This is a genomic window from Streptomyces sp. NPDC101227, from assembly GCF_044767545.1.
GTDB lineage: Bacteria > Actinomycetota > Actinomycetes > Streptomycetales > Streptomycetaceae > Streptomyces.
Map to the genome: position 1 here is coordinate 392,889 of NZ_JBIWOD010000003.1, position 18,057 is coordinate 410,945.

Here is an 18,057-nt window from a genome sequence, read left to right on the forward strand (position 1 = left end):
GAGCCGGGGACGGTCAGCCGATGGGGTTGACGAAGGTGGCCGGGTGGGTGGCGCTGCGCTGGTCGACGAGCGTGCCCCAGGGCCACTCGATGGTGATCGACTTGGTCTCGTTGGGCGGGGTGACGTCCGCGTAGGCGGGCTGGTAGAAACCCTTGTCTTCCTTGGTCAGGGCGACGTTGATCGTGAAGTCGGTGCTGTCGCCGGGCCCCAGGGTGATCGAGCCGTGCTTGGCCGACGAGCGGACCAGCGACCAGCGCTCGCCGCCGTTGACGGACTTGAGGTCCACACCCGGGAAGCCGCCGATCTTGCAGGCGCGGCTGCCCTTGTTGGTCAGCACGACGCTGGTGGTCGTCGCCCCGCTCGCGTTGGGGTCCGGGGCCGCGTCGTCGCCCGTGGCGAACGCCGCCTTCAGGCCGGAGGTGTGGCAGCGCTCGACGCCCGAGGCCGCCCCGCCACCGCCGGTGGCCTGCGCGCCGCCCGACTGCTTGCCCGCAGCGCCCGGCTTGGTGCCGGCCTTGGTGCCGGCGTCCGTGCCGCCCTTGGCACCGGAGTCCGCCTGGGCGCCGGCGTCCGCCTTGGTGTCGGAGCCCTGTGCTCCGGCGGAGGAGCCCGCGCCGCCCGACTCGGCGGCCGTGCCGGTGCCCGTGTCCGTGTGGGCCGCGGGCTTGGAGGTGGCGGCGTCCGAGCCGGAGCAGGCGGTCAGGGTGAGGCCGGCGGCCGCGGTCAGGGCCGCTGCGGCGATGCGCAGGGTGCGGCGGCGGGCGGTGCGGGCAGTGGTGTTGGCGCTCATTTCGGGTCCCCCAGGGCGGTCGGTGTCGCTGTTTCCTCGGTACGACAACCACTTTGGCCGGGACCGCTATCGCAGGGCTGCAGCTCCGCTAACGTCCGGCTAACACGGGTGTGAGCAGGGGAAAGACGCCAAGGAGAACCGAAGAACCGGTCCGCGGGCGCCTGGTGGGGAAACACGCACACGACCCATCGGGCACGACCCATCGGGCACCACCCATCGGGCACGGCCTAGTGCAGCGCCGACGCCCCGCGCCCCTCGAAGGCGTACCGCACACCGGTGCATTCCTCGGACGCGGCCCACAGTCGTTCGCCGACCGCGTCCTTCGTCGTCCACGGCGCCCGGATCGACGGCGCCGGGGCTCCCCGAAGACCGCTCCTCGGCCCGACGAAGGAATCCGGGCGCATATGGGGCGCGGTGGCGGCGCAGAGCGTGCCCAGGGCGCCGCCGTCCGCGGGCTGGGCGACGAGGCGGTTGCCGAGGTCCATGAAGCGCTCGGCGGAGGAGCGGCCCTCCATGCGGGCGCCCGCCGCCTGGAGGTTCGTGGCGGCGTAGCCGGGGTGCGACGCCGCCGCGACGACCCCCGAGCCGGCCGCCGCCAGCCGGCGGGACAGCTCGTGGGTGAAGAGGAGGTTGGCGCTCTTGGAGCGGGCGTAGGCGATCCAACGGCGGTAAGTGCGTTCGCTGCTGAGGCCGGAGAGATCGGCGTGGCCGGTGACGTCGCTGAGGTCGGCGAGGTCGAGCCTGCCGAGGGCGTGCATCATGCTGGAGACGGTGACGACGCGCGCGCCCGGGGTGGCGAGGAGTCTGGGCAGCAGCAGGCCGGTCAGCGCGAAGTGGCCGAGGTGGTTGGTGCCGAACTGCATCTCGAAGCCGTCGGCGGTGGTGCGGTACGGCAGCGCCATCACGCCCGCGTTGTTGATGAGCAGGTCGAGGCGTTCGGCGTCGAAGCTGTCGAGCCCGGCCGCGAAGTCCCGTACGGAGGACAGGTCGGCCAGGTCCAGCTTCCGGAACTCGGCCTCGGCGGTGGGGACTTCGGTGCGCAGCCGGTCCAGCGCCGCGGCGCCGCGCGTTTCGTTGCGGCAGGCCAGCACCACGCGGGCGCCGCGCCGCGCGAGTTCGCGGGCGGTGACGTATCCGATGCCGCTGTTGGCGCCCGTGACGACCACCGAGCGGCCGGTCTGGTCGGGGATGTGGCTGGTGTTCCACCGGGTCACGCCGTACTCCTCGGTAGGGGAGGATCAGCGTACGCCCCGGGGGGAACGCGTGGTCGGCCGGCCGGGAGCCGGGTGCCCTCGGCCGGGCCGGTGGTCACTCGCCTTCCGCCAGGCGCTTGATGGCCGACAGCCGGGAGTCCCAGTCGGCGGCGACCCGGTCCATCCACCGGGCGGTGACCCCGAGCCGCTCCGGTATGACCCGGTAGCGGGACTCGCGGCCCTCCCGGTGTCCGGCGACCAGGCCGGCCCGGTCCAGGATGCCCAGGTGTTTGACGATGGCCTGGCGGCTGACGGGAAGTTGTGCCGCCAGTGCCGTGGCGGTCGCCTCGCCGCGGTCGGCGAGGGCGTCGAGTATCCGGCGGCGGGTCGGATCCGCCAGCGCGGACAGCACCTCCGCCACGGTGTCCGCGCCCTCGTGTGCGGTGGGCCGCTGCGTCATGCGGTGAGCCGCTCCGCGTACTGCTTGATGTTCTTGACCTGCCCCGACCAGCCCTCGGAGTGGCTCTCGTACGAGGCGGTCTTCGTGCGCTCCTCCGGGATGTGCAGGCCCGCGAAACCGGACTCCACCACGCGCAGGCGGGTGCCCTCGCCCTCCGGGGTGAGGGTGAACTCGACGAGGGTGGAGTTGCGCTCGGTCGCCACGTCTCCAGGGTGCGCGCTGGCCCAGCGGTACGAGAAGTGGTGCGGCGGTTCCACCTTCACGATCACCGTCGGGAACTGGCCGTACTCGCCGTGGTCGAGGTGCATGATGCCGCCCGGCCGCAGATCGACGGGGGTCGGCTCGCCCTGTCCGAACCACGAGCCGACGTGCTCGGGCTCGGTCAGCACCGCCCAGACCCGTTCCACGGGAGCGGCGATGGTGATCTCCCGCTCGATGCGGTCCTTGGCGTCGCCGCTTTGGTTGTTTCCGGAGTTGTCGGCGCTGTCGGTGTTGCTGCCGCTGTTGGTGGTCATGAGGGGGCCTCCCGCCGTTCCGTCGAACCTTACGTGCTACTCGATGGTTGCACGTTACGGCGGGAGGTGCAACCGCTAGGTTGCGCGTTGGGCGTCAGGCGGCGTCCCCGCTGCGGGTCCGCACGCGATACGCCGGTACGGAGACCGACGGGTCGTCCAGGCAGGCCCCCGTGGCGAGGTCGAAACGCTGCTTGAGCAGCGGCGATGCCACGAAGGGGCGGTCGGATGCGCTGCCCGTCAGGCCGCGCGAGAGGACCTGTGCGCCGGTGAACGGGTCGCGGTTGCCGATGGCGTAGGCCCGGCCGCCGCGGTCGATGAAGAGGGCGGCCTGGGTGCCGTCGGGGAGGAGGGCGGCGACGCCGCGCCCGGGGATCAGGGCCCCCAGGGGGCAGAGGGCGAGCCAGCCGTCGGGGCCGAGAATCTCGACCGTGGCCGTCCCGGTGGCCGTCCCGGTGGCGGTCCCGGTGGCGGTCTCGGTGGTGGTCTCGGTGGTGGTGTCGATGGCGGTGGACATCAGACGGAAGTCCCTTCCAGGGTGCGAATGGGCAGGGTCGGGCCGGCCAGCACCGTCAGGTCCGGCTTGACCTGGTCGCGCTCGGGCACGAAGCGGACGGAGGGGTCCGGCGAGTCGGGCGCGTTGACGAAGGAGACGAAGCGGGCCAGTCGCTCGGGGTCGTTGAGGGTCTCGGCCCATTCGTCGCGGTAGTGGGAGACATGGGCGGCCATCAGTGCCTCGAGCTCGTCGCACAGGCCGAGGGAGTCGTGCACGACGACATCGCGTACGTGGTCGAGGCCGCCCTCGATCCGCTCCAGCCAGGCGGAGGTGCGCTCCAGGCGGTCGGCGGTGCGGATGTAGAACATCAGGAAGCGGTCGATCAGGCGGATCAGCTCGGCGTCGGACAGGTCCTGCGCCAGCAGATCCGCATGCCGCGGGTCCGCGCCGCCGTTGCCGCCGACGTACAGGTTCCAGCCGTTGGAGGTGGCGATGACGCCGAAGTCCTTGCCGCGCGCCTCCGCGCACTCGCGGGCGCAGCCGGAGACCGCGGACTTGAGCTTGTGCGGGGAGCGCAGGCCCCGGTAGCGCAGCTCCAGATCGATGGCCATCCGGACCGAGTCCTGCACGCCGTAGCGGCACCAGGTCTGGCCGACGCAGGACTTCACGGTGCGCAGCGCCTTGCCGTACGCGTGCCCGGACTCGAAGCCGGCATCCACCAACCGGGTCCAGATCAGCGGGAGTTGGTCGACGCGGGCGCCGAACAGGTCGATCCGCTGGCCGCCGGTGATCTTGGTGTAGAGGCCGAAGTCGCGGGCCACCTCGCCGATCACGATCAGCTTCTCCGGGGTGACCTCGCCGCCGGGGATGCGCGGCACGATCGAGTACGAGCCGTTGCGCTGGAGGTTGGCCAGGAAGTGGTCGTTGGTGTCCTGGAGGGCGGCCTGTTCGCCGTCCAGGATGTAGCCGTCGGCGCCGACGGACGGCGCGAGGGAGGCGATGATGGAGCCGATGGTGGGCTTGCAGATCTCGCAGCCGTCGCCGGCGCGCGCCTCCGGGCGGCCGTGCGAGGCCAGCAGCGCCTCGTACGAGGTGAGCCGCAGGGTGCGGACGACCTCGTAGAGCTCGGCGCGGGTGTGCGGGAAGCAGCCGCACAGGCCCTTGTCGACGCTGACGCCGCTCGCCTCCAGCTCGTCGTTGACCAGGGTGGTCAGCGCCTTGACGCAGGAGCCGCAGCCGCTGCCGGCCTTGGTGCACTTCTTGACCTCGGGCACGGTGGTGCAGGAGTGCTCGGTGACCGCGCCGCGGATCGCGCCCTTGGTGACGTTGTGGCAGTTGCAGATCACCGCGTCGTCGGGGAGCGCGGAGGGACCGAGGGCGGCCGGTGCGCCGGCACCGGCGGGCATCACCAGCTGCTCGGGCGCCACCGGGGGGACGCTGCCGGTCAGCGGCCGCAGCATGCCGTACGCCTCCGCGTCGCCGACCAGGACGCCGCCCAGCAGCTCGCCCTCCCGGCCGATGACCAGCTTCTTGTAGACGCCGCTGCGGGAGTCGGCGTAGACGACGTCCAGGCAGCCCTCGGTGGTGCCGTGCGCGTCGCCGAAAGAGGCCACGTCCACGCCGAGCAGCTTGAGCTTGGTGGAGAGGTCGGCGCCGGTGAAGCTGCCCGCCCCGCCCGCGAGGGTGTCGGCGGCCGTACGGGCCATGTCGTAGCCGGGCGCCACCAGGCCGTAGACCCGGCCGTCGCTCGCCAGCGCGCATTCGCCGATCGCGTAGACGGCGGGGTCGCTGGTGCGGCACTGCTCGTCGATGACGATGCCGCCGCGCTCGCCGACCGCGAGGCCGCAGTCCCGGGCGAGTTGGTCGCGGGGGCGGACCCCGGCGGAGAAGATGACCAGGTCGGTGTCGACACGGGAGCCGTCGGACAGCTCCATGGCCACCGTCGCGCCCGCGGCGTCCGTGACGATCTCCTTGCCGCCGACGCCGGTGTGCACCTCCAGGCCCATCTCCTCGACCGTACGGCGCAGCGCGGCGCCGCCGCCCTCGTCCACCTGGAGGGCCATCAGCCGGGCGTTGAACTCCACGATGTGGGTGCGCAGTCCGAGCCCCTTGAGGGCGCCGGCCGCCTCCAGGCCGAGCAGCCCCCCGCCGACGACCACACCGGTGGTGGCGTTCTTGGCGTACTCCTCGATGGCGAGCAGATCCTCGATGGTGCGGTAGACGAAGCAGCCCGCGCTGTCCTTGCCGGGCACCGGCGGGACGAAGGGGTACGAGCCGGTGGCCAGCACCAGCGTGTCGTAGCCGACGGTCAGGCCGGAGCGGGCGGTGACCGTGCGGGTGGTGCGGTCGACGGCGGTGGCCGGGTCGCCCAGGTGCAGTTCGATGCCGTGCCGGGCCATGAAGTCCGGCGCGGTCACGCTCAGGTCGTCCGCGGTGCGGCCGGCGAAGTACGAGGTCAGCTGGACGCGGTCGTAGGCCGGCCGGGGCTCCTCGCAGAGCACGACCACCCGGGCCCGCTCGGTGACGCCCCGGTCGGCGAGCTCCTCCAGGAAGCGCTGGCCGACCATGCCGTGCCCGATGAGGACGATGGTGGGGCGGGTGGTGCCGGTGCTGGTGGGGCTGGCGGCTGCGGCCATGATCAGAAGCCTCCGTCGGTGGTGAGCGGGTGGAGCAGCGGGGCGGCGGGCGGCCGGGCGGCGCCCTCCCGGGTACGGGCGAATGCGCCCACGGCGCCGAGATCGCCCGGGAGGTCGCCGCCGACCGGCGCGCGGGCCGCCGAGACGCCGAGCGGCCCGCCGCCGATCACCACCACACGCAGTGCCAAGGTCATGTCCGTCAGCCTGCGGTCCGGCTGTTACCCGCCCGCATCCCCACTGTTTCCCCGGCGGAACGCTGCCCTCAGTGGCGGGGCGGCCGCCCTGTGAGGCCGGAGGCACGCCTCACGGGGCGGGCGGGGCACCGGCGACTGCCGTAGCCGGCGCCCGTCACCCGGTGATCCGCGCCGGGCACAGCCGCCGCGGCTGCGCGTCCGTACGGAGCCTGGCGTCGACGCAGCCGCCCGGCAGGCCGTCATGGGCCTCGGTGCCGAAGTTGGCGGTGACGGTGAGGCTGCCGTCGCCGAAGACCGTGCGCTGTACGGTCCGGTCGTCCGTGAGCCACCGGAACGACGTCATCCGGTCGGTGCCCGCGGCGCGGTGCAGGGGTGAGAAGTACCGTTGCAGCGCCGCGAGTTCGGGGCCGTTCCGCTGGATCGTCGGGCCGTCCAGGACGTAGTTGAGCGGGGTGTTGTAGAGCATCGCGAGCAACGCGCGGGTGGTCTTCTGCCGCGGCAGCTTGTCGTACGACAGCTCCCAGCGCTCCGCGTTGACGAGCGAGCCGTGCAGCGCGGTCTCGTAGAGCGGCACGCGGTACTTCGGGTCGTACATCGCGGTGGCCAGATCGGCGGGCAGCCGGACCGGCTGGAAGAAGTTCTTCGGGGCGTTCTCGGGGTAGTAGCCGCCCCACTTCCGCTTGTCGCGCTCCAGCTTCCACAGGCCGTCGGCGACCGGGGTGCCCGAGCCGTGGTCGAAGGCCAGCACCTGGTTGGCCCAGGGCTGGGCGGACTCCGAGCCGAGGACGAGGCGCTGCGACAGGCGCCGCATCCGGGCGAGCCGGTTCGCGCGGTCGCCGGCCTTGGTCATCTCGTGGCCCTTGCCGTGATCGCGGAACACCTCGCCGGTCGCGTCCACGTCCAGGAAGTAGCTGTCCGCGCCGTTGGCGACCATCGTGCGGGTGCGGTCGGCCAGATAGTGCTTGCCCGGCTCGGCCTTCTCGAAGGCCCGCGAGCTGAGATAGCAGCCGCGGCCGCCGAACCCGGTCTCCGGGGTGCCGTCCGCCTTCCGTATACAGAAGTCGGGGTAGACCCGGTCCGGCCACGCCGAGGTGGGGCTGTCGGCGCTCTCGGGGTCCTGGCCGTTGGCGAACGAGTCGTACGGGCCGGCCAGATAGCCCGCCTGCTCGGCGGCGCGGACGGCCTGGGCGTCCATCGGGTGGGCGCCCGCGTCATAACCGAGCCACATCCGGTCCACGCCCAGCTTCTTCAGGCGGGCGATGCCGGAGGCGGTCCGGGCGTCGCCCCACACATACGCGTGGAAGGCCCCGAGCAGCTTGCCGTTGGCCGGATTGCGGCGGATCTTCTCGCGCAGGCTGCCGAGCTCGCCGTGCTGCGAGAGGTAGGAGCGGTAGTCGGCGGCGGCGGCGACCGGGTTGCCGTCGGTGAGGGCGAAGGAGACGTCGTAGTCGCGGGTGCCCTCGCCGGCGGAGAAGGCGTGCGCGGCGGTGGTGCGCAGCCGGCCGCCGGTGGAGGCGAAGCGGAGCGAGGTACCGATGTCGGTGGGGGTGAGGTAGCTGACGCCGTGGCCGCCCGTGGTCCCCTTCTCCGCGCCCTTCAGGGAATACCCCCACAGGGGCAGGGCCAGATCGGCGCCCACATCGACCGTGCTGCCCGCCAGTCCGCCCTTCTCGCCGTTCCAGAAGGCGTCCCGTACGGGGATGTCCAGGCCCTCGCCGCGTGGGAGCTGGACGGCGGAGGCGGCCCGGTCGGTGCCGGTGACCGGCCAGCTGACGGAGCCGTCGCGGTCCGACCGCAGCGTGATCCGCAGCCGGCCGTGCTCCGCACGCGCCCGGACGCTCAGCCCCTTGGCGGGATAGCTCCAGCGCGCCCCGTCGGCCGTACGGGTCACCGGGCCGGGCTTGCCCAGCCCGCCGGCGGCCGCCTCCGACAGCACCATGCGCCGTCCGTCGCCGGTGCGCGCGGTCACCGCCAGGGAAGCGGTGTCGACGACGGCGGTGCCGCCGGTGACGGGGAGTTCGAGACGGCTGCCCCGGAGCGACCCGGCGGCGGCGCTGTCGCAGCCGGCCAGGCCCAGCGTCGTGGCGGTCAGCGCGAGGGACGCCGCGACCGCTCGGGTGATCTTGGATGTCATGCGTCCTGGATAGTGACCGGGGCTAAGAACCTTCTAAGAGCCGCCACCGGCAGCCGCGGCGAGCCGCCGCGCCGCCAGCTCCGCATACACCGCCGCCCCGTCCGGCAGCACGGCATCGTCGAACTCGGCGAGCGGGGAATGGTTGTTGGGGCTGCGCTCGTGGTCGGCGCCGGCCGGCGGCGCGCCCAGAAAGGTCATCGCGCCGGGGACCTCGGAGAGCACACGGGAGAAGTCCTCCGAACCCGGCAGCGGCTGCGCCTGCGGCGCGAAGCGCTCCTCGCCCAGCGCCTCGCGGACCGTGGCCCCCACGAAGGCCGCCTCGTCGTGGTCGTTGACGGTCACCGGATACAGCTCGGCGAACTCCGCGTCCACGCCCACCCCGTACGCCGCAGCGATCCCCCGGCACACCTCCACCGTGCCGTCCTTGACCCGCGCCTGCGCGGCGTCCGAGAAGCTGCGGACGGTCGCATGGAACTCCGCGGTCTCCGGGATGACGTTCGTCTGCGTCCCGGCGTGGAAGGTGCCCACCGTCAGGACCACCGGGTCGAAGACATCGAAGCTGCGGGTGATCCACGCCTGGAGCGCCGTCACCATCGCACACGCAGCCTGCACCGGGTCCTTGGCGCGGTACGGCATCGAGCCGTGCCCGCCCTCGCCGCGCACCGTCACCCGCAGCACATTGGACGCGGCCATCGCCGGTCCGCCGCGGGTGCGGAAGACGCCGCCGGGCAGCCCGGCCGACAGCACATGGATCGCATACGCCGCGACCGGCCGCCGCCCCGCCGCGTCCAGCAGCCCCTCGGCCAGCATGTGCCGCGCGCCGTCGTGGCCCTCCTCGCCGGGCTGGAACATGAACAGCACATCGCCCGCCAGTTGGTCGCGGTGCGCACAGAGCAGCTTGGCGGCGCCGGCGAGCATGGCCGTGTGCAGATCGTGGCCGCAGGCGTGCATCCGGCCGTTGTCGGCCGCGAAGTCCAGTCCGGTGCGCTCGGCGACCGGCAGCGCGTCCATGTCGCCGCGCAGCAGCACGGCCGGTCCGGGCCGCCCGCCGCGCAGCACCGCCGTCACCGAGCTGAGCCCGTCGCCGGTACGCACCTCCAGCGGCAGGCCGTCCAGTTCGGTCAGCACCACCTCCTGGGTACGGGGGAGGTCAAGGCCCAGCTCGGGGGTGCGGTGCAGGGTGCGGCGCATCCGTACGAGGTCGTCGGTCAGGGCGTGGGCGTCGTCGCGGAGGTTCATCGGGGCGCTCCTGTCTGGCAGATGCGGGGCGGTGACCGGCAGGGAGTGGTCCGGTGATTCTGCTCTGAAGTCCGCCTTTCCTCTCTCCCTGCTCTCCCTGCCCCGATCATGGCGCAGGGGTCCGACAACGGACCGGTACCGACGTCGCGCCACCGGCAAACCCCGGACGGCGACCACCGTCACCCCCGGTTCTTAACGCGCGGTCAGCCGTTCCTCAAGGCCGCCTTAAGGATCGCGAATTACGGCCTGACCTGCTGTTTCATCGCCGTCCGCGGCCGTAGTTTCGGCGTGTGACCAGCCAGCCCGACACCGCGCAGCCGCGCACCAGCTCCCGCCATCCGCTGTACTCGCGGCTCATCCCCCAGGCCGTACCGCCCCTGCCCACCCGTGCGCCGCGCACCCCCGCGCCGCCGCTGCGTACCTCGCCGCGCGCCCTGCTCACCGGGCTGGCCGCGGGCGCCGGGACGGTCGTCGCACTCTGGCTGGCGCAGGCCGCCCCGTCACTGCGCCTCGACGCGCTGTTCGCCACCTTCGCGCACCTCAGCGGACTGCTCGCGGCGTACGGCATCCTCGTCATGCTGCTGCTGATGGCCCGCGTACCCGCCCTCGAACACGGCGTCGGCGCCGACCGGCTGGCCCGTCTGCACGCCCTCGGCGGACGCTATGTCCTCACCCTGTGCCTGGCGCACGCGGCCCTCGCGCTCTGCGCCTACACCGCGCACACCGGCACCGACTTGCCCGCCGCCACCGCCGACCTGCTGAGCTACCCGGCCCTGGCCGCGTCCGTCGCCGGTACGGCGCTGCTGGCCGCGGTCGGCCTGTCCTCCGCCCGTGCGCTGCGCCGCCGCGTCCGCCACGAGACCTGGCGCGCCCTCCACCTGCTGGCCTATCTCGGCGCCGCCCTCGCCTTCGGCCACCAGCTCGCCGGCCCCGACCTGGCCGGCGGGCCGCTCGCCGCCTGGCTGTGGACGCTGCTGCACACCGGCGTCGGGGTCCTGTTGGCCTGGTACCGGCTGATCGTGCCCGTACGCCAGGCCCTGCGCCACAGCCTGCGCATCGTCGAGGTCCGCACCGAGGGGCCGGACGTCGTCTCGGTGGTCATGCAGGGCCTCGCCCTGGACGCGCTGCGCGCCGAGCCGGGGCAGTTCTTCCGCTGGCGCTTCCTGGACCGCCGCCTGTGGCGTACGGCGCTGCCCTTCTCCCTCTCCGCCCCGCCCCGGAACGACACGCTCCGTATCACCGTCAAGGTGTGCGGCGACCACACCCGCCGGATCCGCCGACTGCGCCCCGGCGTACGGGTGCTGGCCACCGGCCCGTTCGGCGCCATGACCGCCCACCGGCGCACCCGCCGCAAGGTCCTGCTCCTCGCCGGCGGCGTCGGCATCACCGCGATGCGCGCCCTCTTCGAATCCCTCCCCGGCGGCCCCGGCGACCTCACCCTGCTCTACCGCGCCGGCAGCGCCGACCAGTTGGTGCTGCGCGACGAACTCGAAGCCATCGCCGCCGCCCGTGGCGCCGCCCTCCACTACCTCCTCGGCCCCTCCGACGCCCCCTTCGACCCCCTGGCCCCGCGCGCCCTGCGCAACCTCGTCCCCGACCTGCCCGAACACGATGTGTACCTGTGCGGCCCGCCCGGCATGACCAGGGCCGCCGTCAGCGCCCTGAAACGGGCGGGCGTCCCCGCTCCCCGCATCCACATGGAACGCTTCGCCTTCTGAACCGCCGCTGCTCCTCCAGGACTTGGACACCATGGCCAGACACCGCAAACCGCAGGTCATCCCGGCCGCCACCCTCCGGGCCCGCCGGCAGCTCGCCGCCTGCCTGGCGGGGGTGAGCGCCCTCACCGCCACCCTGCTCTCCCTGACGGTGACCCCCGCCGCCCCGCCCGCCCCGGACCGGGCCCCTGCGGGCCACACCGCCCCCGAGCCGCAGGCCGCGCCGTAGCCGCTCACCGAGCCCCGACCGCCGCGCCGGTACCGGACCCGATATCGCCGGGCCCGGGTGACGACGCCGCCCCGTCCGTAAGATCAACCGGTGCCCCATGACATATCGCTGCTCACCCTGAGCCTGCTCTCCGTGGCCGCCCTCGCCGCCGGCTGGATCGACGCCGTGGTGGGCGGCGGCGGACTCCTCTTCCTTCCCGCCCTGTTGGTCGGACTGCCGCACACCCCCGCCGCTTATGTACTGGGCACCAACAAGTCCACGGCCATCGTCGGCACCACCGCGGCCGCCGTCACCTACGTCCGCAAGACGCCGATCGACGTACGGATGGCGCTGCGGATCGGTCTGGCCGCGATGGCGGGATCGCTGGGCGGGGCGTTCTTCGCGGCGGGGATCAGCAGCGCGGTGCTGCGGCCGCTGATCATGGTCGTACTCCTCGCGGTGCTGGCGTTCATCCTGTTCCGGCCGGCCTTCGGGACCGCGCCCGCGCCCTCGGAGCCGGTCACCCGGCGGCGGGTGGCGGCCGCGATCCTCGTCGCGGGACTGGGCATCGGCTTCTACGACGGCCTGATCGGACCGGGAACCGGTGCCTTCCTGGTCGTCGCCCTCACCGCCGTGCTGCACATGGACCTGGTCACCTCCTCCGCCATGTCCAAGATCGTCAATGTCTGCACCAACATCGGCGCGCTGACCATGTTCGCGATTCAGGGCACCGTGCTGTGGCAACTGGGCGCGCTGTTCGCGGTGTTCAATCTCGTCGGCGGCCTGGTGGGAGCCCGGATGGCCCTCAAGCGTGGCGCCGGGTTCGTGCGGGGGGTGCTGGTGGCCGTGGTCATCGCGCTGCTGTGCAAGCTGGCCTTCGACCAGTGGCTGGCCTGAGACCGGGGGAGCGGTCGCCCGCTCAGAAGCGGCAGCGGTACATCCGGGCCATGTCCCGCACGCCCGGCAGGAGCGCCGTCAGCCGCGCCGCCGTCCGGTAGCCCGTCGGCAGCTTCTCGGTCCCGGGTATCTCCAGGGCACTGATGTTCTCGACGATCTCCAGCTCCGGGCTGAGCGCCGCCACGCCCGCCGCGTCCGTGCCCCAGTGCAGGGTCGCGCCGGCGTCGACCACCACACGGTTGAGCCACTGCGTGCGGATGGCGAACCTGCTGAAGGCGTCGAAGGCCAGCTCCCCGCCCGGTACGTGTGCCATCAGCCGCCGCAGCAGGGCCGTGCCGTCCTCCTCGGTCAGATACATCAGCAGGCCCTCGGCGACGATCATCGTCGGGCGGTCGGCGGGCAGGGCCGCCGGCCACGCGGGGTCGGTGACGGACGAGGCGATGGTGGCGTAGCCCGCGCGCTCCGCGTACTCCGGGTACAACGTGGCGCGCAGCTCCATGACTTCGGGGTAGTCGACGTCGTACCACCGCACGCCGGGCCCGGGGGCGAGGCGGTGCACGCGGGTGTCGAGCCCGCAGCCCAGGTGGACGACCGTGGCCTCGTCGTGCGCGGCGAGGAAGCGCGCGGTCCATACGTCCAACTGCCGGGCCCGCAGCGCCACTCCGGCCGCGTCGCCGGGGCCCATGCGCAGCTTGCCGAAGTCGTAGTCGAGCCGCCGCACGGTGTCGGCGGCCGTGGTGTCGCCGAGTATCGGCTTCTTCGCGCGGCTGTCGACCGCGCGGCCGTAGAGAGTGGCGAGGAGGGTTTCCTTCTCCTCGGTCAGCTGCACCTTTGTGTCCGGCTTCGGGTTCATGTTGCCGATGCTACACAACATTCAGAAAATCGTGAAGAGTGAGAATCTCGTAAGGCGGGGGCGGGCGCGGCCGTGGGGGCCCGGAGCCGGAGCCGGGTCCGGGCGTGCGCCCCTCACCCCCGTGCGGCCACCGCCATCGCCGCGCCGCGCGCCCGTGGCGCCACCTCCGTCACGGCCGTCAGCATCACCACCGAGTCCTCGAGGGCCCGCAGTCCGTGCCGCTCGTGCGGGATCGCGATGACCTGACCCGCTCTCAGCTCCTGGCTCCCGTGCGGCCCGACCAGCCGGACCTGCCCCTTCAGCACCTGCAGACTCGCCGCCGGCGGCGCATTGTGCTCGTCCAGCGAGGCGCCCGCGATCAGCGCGATCACGGTCTGCCGCAGCGGGCCGTCATGCAGGAAGAGATGGGCGCTGCGGCCGTGTGCGGAGGCCCTGGCGTCGTCGAGCTGGTCACGGGTGAGGGCATTCAGGTCGTTCATGGCGCGGGCCTTTCCGTGTGAGCCGGTGACACGCTCCCCTTCCATCCTTCCCGCTGCACCGGTTGCCGCAACCGGGGCGTTCCGCTATGGGCGGGGCGATCGGAGCAAACAGGGGCGTACGGGTGCATGCCCGCCAGAGGGCGGCCCGTCATGGCCCCAGCGGTGATCACGGTCCGTACGATTGCGGGCGATCACCCGTACGCCGTCGACCGAGATCCGCTTCTGTTCCCCACCGCGAAGGATGCGCACCCGTGGCCGACCCCGAGCCGTTGCAGCCCGCCGAACTGACCGATCCGGGCGGGCCGTCGGCCCGTTTCCTGACCGTCATGACGACCATCGACAGCGCGCGCAAGGCCGAGCGGCTGGCGCGCGGCGCGATCGAGGGCCGGCTCGCGGCCTGTGCGCAGATCGGTGCGCCGGTGACCTCGGTCTACCGGTGGGAGAACGCCGTCGAGACCGGCCAGGAATGGCAGGTGCTGTTCAAGACGGCGGCCGCGCGGTACGAGGCGCTGGAGGCCTATCTCCTCGACGCGCACGACTACGAGACGCCCGAGATCATCGCCACCCCCATCGCTCGGGGCGGCGCCGGCTACCTGGCCTGGGTTGCGAAGGAGACGAACTGATGCGGCAGCGATGGGGGAGGACGGCGGCGGTGGCGCTCGGCGTCACGCTGGGCCTGGCGGCGGCACCGGTCGGCGGCGTGGCCATGGCCGCCGGCACGGCCGACGGCCCGGTCGACGGAGTGGTGGACGGAGTGCTCGACCCCCCGGCCGACGGCGGCCACGACGCGCCCGCCCGCCCCTCCTGGACAAGCAAGGACGCCGCCGCCTACTGGACGCCCGAACGGATGGCCGCCGCCATAGCGCACGCGCCCGGCAGAGCCCGGCCCCGGACCACGCCCGTACCGCCCGCCGGGGCCGCCGCACGGCCCCCGGCCAAGCCCCAACTCGCGCCCACCGCACGCCACTTCGGCGGCGTCCCCTCCGTCGGCGTGCTGTTCACCGTCGACTCCGACGCGAAGACGCACCACTGCACCGCCAGCGTGGTGCACAGCCCGCAAGGCAATCTGATCCTCACCGCGGGCCACTGCAACCCGGGCACGCGCGCCGCCTTCGTCCCGCAGTACCGGTCCGGCGCGACCACCCAGCCGTACGGGATCTGGGCGATCGGCGAGACCTTCGACTACGCCGACCGCGGCACCACCGGGGACGGCGCGGACCTCGACTTCGCGTTCGCGACCGTCGCCCCGGATGCCCGGGGCCGTACCGTCGAATCGGTCACCGGCGGCAACACCCTTGCCGCCACCCCCGGTTACACCAACAAGGTCACCGTCATCGGCTATCCCAGCGTCCGCAACGACCCGCAGGACCGCGCCGTACGCTGCGACACCCGCACCACCCGGCTGACCGGCACCCGTCAACTGCGCATGGAATGCGGCGGGTTCTACGGCGGCACCTCGGGCAGCCCCTGGCTGACGCACTTCGACGAGCGCACCCGGACGGGCCAGATCATCGGCCTGATCGGCGGCCTCAACGGCGGCGGCCCGACCGGCCCGCACAGCGACCGCACCTCCTACAGCCCCTATTTCGACGCCGCCATCTTCGACCTGTACGCCCGCGCCATCCAGGAGAGCTGACAAGGGCCGGCGGAGGCGCCAGGACCTGTCCGATGGGACACGCCCTAGCGGAGCGCCTCCGCCACACCCTTCTCGTGCGGTCCCAGGAAGTGCGGATCGGGCCGCAGCGCCGCGTCCGCCGCCGCCTTCCCCGCCGCGAAGATCTCCCGTACGCCGCCATAGGCCCAGGTCACATCGTGCTTGGCGGCGACCCCGACGCCGTACGCGTCGATCCCGGCCGCCTCGCACAGGGCCAGCGCCCGCCGGATGTGAAAGCCCTGGCTGACCAGCACCGCCCGGTTCACGCCGAAGATCCGGTGCGCGCGGCTGCACGAGTCCCAGGTGTCGAAGCCCGCGTAATCGCTGACGATCTTCCGGGACGGGACGCCGTGCCGCAGCAGATAGCCGCGCATCGCGTCCGGCTCGTCGTAGTCGTGGGTGCTGTTGTCGCCGGTTACCAGGATGGCGCGGACCGTACCGCGGGCGTAGAGGTCGGCCGCCGCGTCCAGGCGGTGGGCGAGGTAGGGCGACGGCTCGCCGTTCCACAGACCCGCCCCGAAGACCACGGCAACCGGCGCGGCGGGTGCCTCGGCGACCGTACGGATGCGGGGGCCGGCCGTGGCGTTCATCCACGTCGCGGGCGCCAGCGCCAGCACCGTCAGCGCCACGACGGCCTGATAGGTGCGGCGCCACCCGCGCCGGGTCCGCGGCAGCCGTATCCGGCGCGCGCCCTCGCCCATGCGCCGCGCGAGCCCCCGGCCCGGCCCCTGCCCTCGCATCTCCCGCCCCCGTTCCCGGCCGTGACCGGTTCCCGTGTTCCCACTGGTGATCGTCTGCTGATCGTCGTCGCAAGCTGCGACGCCCGGCGGCCGGTGATGGTTGCACCAGTGGCCCGGCGGGGTTGCACTAGGGGGACGACATCACAGCTCAGACGGCACCCGGCACCCCTGGAAAGGACCGACCGCCCATGACCACCGAGCCCGAGCGGCTGCCGTTCTTCGTCTACGGAACGCTGCGCCCCGGTGAGGCCAACCACGCCTGGACGCTGCGCGGCCGCACCACCGCCGAGGAGCCCGCCCGGATCGCCGGCGCACTGCTCTACGACGGCCCCGGGTATCCGTACGCGATAGCCGGGCCCCCGGACGCGGTCGTCCACGGCACCCTCATCCGGCCCCGCGACGCCGACTACGACGAGGTGCGCGCGGTCCTGGACCGACTGGAGGGCTATGCCCCCGGCGACCCGGAGAACGTCTACGAGCGGGTGATCACCGAAGCCGTCCGCCCCGATGGCGGCACCGTACGGGCCTGGGTCTACCTGGCGGCCGAACCTCTCGCCGCCCGGCTGCGCGCGACCGGGACCCTCATCGGGGGCGGCTGCTGGCTGAGCGCCGCGGCGGCCGAGCGGGCGCGCCGGCCGGTCGGGCCGGGCAGCGACGCGGCCCCGGAGCAGGGCTCCGTCCCGGACCCGGCCGGCCGATAACCTGGACAATCCCTCCCGCAGCGAGGACCCCTCCCGTACCGCAGAACAGGTGTGACCCGCGTGCCTTCCTCCCCGCCCCCCTCGTCCCCTTCCGCCGCATCTGCCGCATCCGCCGCCAAACCCCCGCTCCCCAAGGCGGAACTGCACCTCCACATCGAAGGCACCCTGGAGCCCGAGCTCGCCTTCGCCCTCGCCGAACGCAACGGCGTCACGCTCCCGTACGCCACCCAGGACGAGCTGCGCCGCGCCTACTCCTTCAGCGACCTGCAGTCCTTCCTCAACCTCTACTACGCGCTGATGGCCGTACTGCGCACCGAGGACGACTTCGCGGACCTCACCCACGCCTACCTCGCGCGCGCCAAGGAGCAGGGCGTACGGCACGCCGAGATCTTCTTCGACCCGCAGGCGCACACCGCCCGCGGCGTCCCGATCGGCACCGTCATCCGCGGGCTGTCCCGGGCACTGGACGCCGCCCAGGAGACGTACGGCATCACCACCCGGCTCATCATGTGCTTCCTGCGCGACGAGAGCGCCGAATCGGCCCTGGCGACGTTTGAGGCGGCCCGCCCCTACCTCGACCGGATCACGGCCGTCGGCCTGGACTCGGCCGAGGTCGGGCACCCGCCGTCGAAGTTCAAGGAGGTCTACGCGCTGGCGCGGGAGGCCGGGCTCAAGTGCGTGGCGCACGCGGGGGAGGAGGGGCCGCCCGCCTACGTCTGGGAGGCCCTGGACGTCCTCGGCGTGGACCGCATCGACCACGGCGTGCGCTCCCTGGAGGACGAGCGCCTGGTGGCACGCCTCGTGGCGGACCGGATCCCGCTCACCGTCTGCCCCCTCTCCAACGTCCGGCTCCGCGTCATCGACGACCTCGCCGACCACCCGCTCCCCGCGATGCTGGACGCCGGCCTCCTGGTCACCGTCAACTCCGACGACCCGGCCTACTTCGGCGGCTACGCACACGACAACTTCACCGCGGTACGCGACGCCCTCGGCCTCGACGACGCGACGCTGCGCACCCTCGCCCGCAACTCCTTCCAGGCGTCGTTCCTGGACGAGGCGACGCGGGCGGCCTATCTGAAGGAGGTCGAGGCGTACTAGTCGAGGCGTACTAGTCGAGGCGTACTAGGGGGACGGGCGGGTGCGGGGGCGCGGCCGG

General features: G+C 73.0%; 19 protein-coding genes. 7 read left to right on the forward strand and 12 right to left on the reverse strand.

The window, feature by feature from the left end:
- Positions 1-13: 13 nt before the first annotated feature.
- The 9 genes from ACIRPT_RS08560 to ACIRPT_RS08600 all read right to left on the reverse strand — a co-directional run bounded on the left by ACIRPT_RS08560 (position 14) and on the right by ACIRPT_RS08600 (position 9,654).
- Positions 14-790: a DUF4232 domain-containing protein gene (locus tag ACIRPT_RS08560; RefSeq protein ID WP_403824159.1), complete on the reverse strand. Its 777-nt coding sequence runs from the start codon at positions 788-790 to the stop codon at positions 14-16.
- A 227-nt stretch (positions 791-1,017) separates the two neighbouring features.
- A complete protein-coding gene (locus ACIRPT_RS08565; RefSeq protein WP_403824162.1) occupies positions 1,018-2,004 on the reverse strand; it encodes an oxidoreductase in 987 nt (328 codons plus the stop codon).
- 94 nt (positions 2,005-2,098) lie between these two features.
- Positions 2,099-2,443, reverse strand: a complete 345-nt coding sequence (locus tag ACIRPT_RS08570; RefSeq protein WP_403824165.1) for an ArsR/SmtB family transcription factor — start codon at positions 2,441-2,443, stop codon at positions 2,099-2,101.
- On the reverse strand, positions 2,440-2,958 hold the full coding sequence (locus tag ACIRPT_RS08575) for an SRPBCC family protein (RefSeq protein WP_403824168.1): 519 nt from the start codon (positions 2,956-2,958) through the stop codon (positions 2,440-2,442). Before ACIRPT_RS08575 ends, ACIRPT_RS08570 begins: the two co-directional genes overlap by 4 nt.
- A 94-nt stretch (positions 2,959-3,052) precedes the next feature.
- On the reverse strand, positions 3,053-3,472 hold the full coding sequence (gene nirD, locus ACIRPT_RS08580; protein WP_403824171.1) for a nitrite reductase small subunit NirD: 420 nt from the start codon (positions 3,470-3,472) through the stop codon (positions 3,053-3,055).
- On the reverse strand, positions 3,472-6,087 hold the full coding sequence (gene nirB, locus ACIRPT_RS08585; RefSeq protein ID WP_403824173.1) for a nitrite reductase large subunit NirB: 2,616 nt from the start codon (positions 6,085-6,087) through the stop codon (positions 3,472-3,474). The genes nirD and nirB overlap by 1 nt, the downstream gene beginning before the upstream one ends.
- A 2-nt stretch (positions 6,088-6,089) precedes the next feature.
- Entirely contained in the window at positions 6,090-6,281 is a 192-nt protein-coding gene (locus ACIRPT_RS08590; RefSeq protein WP_403824176.1) for a hypothetical protein, read from the reverse strand.
- Positions 6,282-6,435: 154 nt separating this feature from the next.
- Positions 6,436-8,415, reverse strand: a complete 1,980-nt coding sequence (locus tag ACIRPT_RS08595; RefSeq protein ID WP_403824178.1) for a glycoside hydrolase — start codon at positions 8,413-8,415, stop codon at positions 6,436-6,438.
- 33 nt (positions 8,416-8,448) lie between these two features.
- A complete protein-coding gene (locus ACIRPT_RS08600) occupies positions 8,449-9,654 on the reverse strand; it encodes a M20 family metallopeptidase (protein WP_403824181.1) in 1,206 nt (401 codons plus the stop codon).
- A gap of 413 nt (positions 9,655-10,067) precedes the next feature.
- Between ACIRPT_RS08600 and ACIRPT_RS08605 the strand changes: the two genes are divergently transcribed.
- The 3 genes from ACIRPT_RS08605 (at position 10,068) to ACIRPT_RS08615 (ending at position 12,474) form a co-directional block, all read left to right on the forward strand.
- Positions 10,068-11,372, forward strand: coding sequence for a ferric reductase-like transmembrane domain-containing protein (locus ACIRPT_RS08605; RefSeq protein ID WP_403824637.1), 1,305 nt, complete (start codon positions 10,068-10,070; stop codon positions 11,370-11,372).
- A gap of 31 nt (positions 11,373-11,403) precedes the next feature.
- Complete coding sequence (locus tag ACIRPT_RS08610) at positions 11,404-11,598, forward strand: hypothetical protein (RefSeq protein WP_403824184.1); 195 nt, start codon at positions 11,404-11,406, stop codon at positions 11,596-11,598.
- Between the two features lie 90 nt (positions 11,599-11,688).
- Positions 11,689-12,474 (forward strand): sulfite exporter TauE/SafE family protein, encoded by a 786-nt coding sequence (locus ACIRPT_RS08615; protein ID WP_403824187.1) that lies wholly within the window; start codon positions 11,689-11,691, stop codon positions 12,472-12,474.
- Positions 12,475-12,496: 22 nt separating this feature from the next.
- Here ACIRPT_RS08615 and ACIRPT_RS08620 read toward each other — a convergent pair whose 3' ends face one another.
- Both ACIRPT_RS08620 and ACIRPT_RS08625 read right to left on the reverse strand, forming a co-directional pair.
- A complete protein-coding gene (locus tag ACIRPT_RS08620) occupies positions 12,497-13,327 on the reverse strand; it encodes a class I SAM-dependent methyltransferase (protein ID WP_403824189.1) in 831 nt (276 codons plus the stop codon).
- A gap of 113 nt (positions 13,328-13,440) precedes the next feature.
- Positions 13,441-13,806: a cupin gene (locus ACIRPT_RS08625; protein WP_403512146.1), complete on the reverse strand. Its 366-nt coding sequence runs from the start codon at positions 13,804-13,806 to the stop codon at positions 13,441-13,443.
- A gap of 251 nt (positions 13,807-14,057) precedes the next feature.
- On the opposite strand from ACIRPT_RS08625, the gene cutA reads away from it, so the two are divergent.
- Entirely contained in the window at positions 14,058-14,429 is a 372-nt protein-coding gene (gene cutA, locus ACIRPT_RS08630; RefSeq protein ID WP_403824192.1) for a divalent-cation tolerance protein CutA, read from the forward strand.
- A complete protein-coding gene (locus ACIRPT_RS08635; RefSeq protein ID WP_403824195.1) occupies positions 14,429-15,442 on the forward strand; it encodes a trypsin-like serine peptidase in 1,014 nt (337 codons plus the stop codon). The genes cutA and ACIRPT_RS08635 overlap by 1 nt, the downstream gene beginning before the upstream one ends.
- Before the next feature lie 44 nt (positions 15,443-15,486).
- Here ACIRPT_RS08635 and ACIRPT_RS08640 read toward each other — a convergent pair whose 3' ends face one another.
- Complete coding sequence (locus ACIRPT_RS08640; RefSeq protein ID WP_403824197.1) at positions 15,487-16,200, reverse strand: vancomycin high temperature exclusion protein; 714 nt, start codon at positions 16,198-16,200, stop codon at positions 15,487-15,489.
- Between the two features lie 188 nt (positions 16,201-16,388).
- Here ACIRPT_RS08640 and ACIRPT_RS08645 point away from each other — a divergent pair, with 188 nt between their 5' ends.
- Positions 16,389-16,901: a gamma-glutamylcyclotransferase family protein gene (locus ACIRPT_RS08645; protein ID WP_403824200.1), complete on the forward strand. Its 513-nt coding sequence runs from the start codon at positions 16,389-16,391 to the stop codon at positions 16,899-16,901.
- A gap of 60 nt (positions 16,902-16,961) precedes the next feature.
- On the forward strand, positions 16,962-17,999 hold the full coding sequence (locus ACIRPT_RS08650; RefSeq protein ID WP_403824203.1) for an adenosine deaminase: 1,038 nt from the start codon (positions 16,962-16,964) through the stop codon (positions 17,997-17,999).
- The last annotated feature ends 58 nt before the right edge of the window (positions 18,000-18,057 follow it).

Bases quoted from the DNA above. Each gene is read 5' to 3' on its own strand.
- ACIRPT_RS08590 (WP_403824176.1), bottom strand. From the start codon at position 6,281: ATGACCTTGGCACTGCGTGTGGTGGTGATCGGCGGCGGGCCGCTCGGC.
- nirB (WP_403824173.1), bottom strand. From the start codon at position 6,087: ATGGCCGCAGCCGCCAGCCCCACCAGCACCGGCACCACCCGCCCCACC.
- ACIRPT_RS08645 (WP_403824200.1), top strand. From the start codon at position 16,389: ATGACCACCGAGCCCGAGCGGCTGCCGTTCTTCGTCTACGGAACGCTG.
- ACIRPT_RS08575 (WP_403824168.1), bottom strand. From the start codon at position 2,958: ATGACCACCAACAGCGGCAGCAACACCGACAGCGCCGACAACTCCGGA.
- ACIRPT_RS08625 (WP_403512146.1), bottom strand. From the start codon at position 13,806: ATGAACGACCTGAATGCCCTCACCCGTGACCAGCTCGACGACGCCAGG.
- ACIRPT_RS08560 (WP_403824159.1), bottom strand. From the start codon at position 790: ATGAGCGCCAACACCACTGCCCGCACCGCCCGCCGCCGCACCCTGCGC.
- ACIRPT_RS08595 (WP_403824178.1), bottom strand. From the start codon at position 8,415: ATGACATCCAAGATCACCCGAGCGGTCGCGGCGTCCCTCGCGCTGACC.
- ACIRPT_RS08610 (WP_403824184.1), top strand. From the start codon at position 11,404: ATGGCCAGACACCGCAAACCGCAGGTCATCCCGGCCGCCACCCTCCGG.
- nirD (WP_403824171.1), bottom strand. From the start codon at position 3,472: ATGTCCACCGCCATCGACACCACCACCGAGACCACCACCGAGACCGCC.
- ACIRPT_RS08635 (WP_403824195.1), top strand. From the start codon at position 14,429: ATGCGGCAGCGATGGGGGAGGACGGCGGCGGTGGCGCTCGGCGTCACG.
- ACIRPT_RS08620 (WP_403824189.1), bottom strand. From the start codon at position 13,327: ATGAACCCGAAGCCGGACACAAAGGTGCAGCTGACCGAGGAGAAGGAA.
- ACIRPT_RS08570 (WP_403824165.1), bottom strand. From the start codon at position 2,443: ATGACGCAGCGGCCCACCGCACACGAGGGCGCGGACACCGTGGCGGAG.
- ACIRPT_RS08640 (WP_403824197.1), bottom strand. From the start codon at position 16,200: ATGCGAGGGCAGGGGCCGGGCCGGGGGCTCGCGCGGCGCATGGGCGAG.
- ACIRPT_RS08600 (WP_403824181.1), bottom strand. From the start codon at position 9,654: ATGAACCTCCGCGACGACGCCCACGCCCTGACCGACGACCTCGTACGG.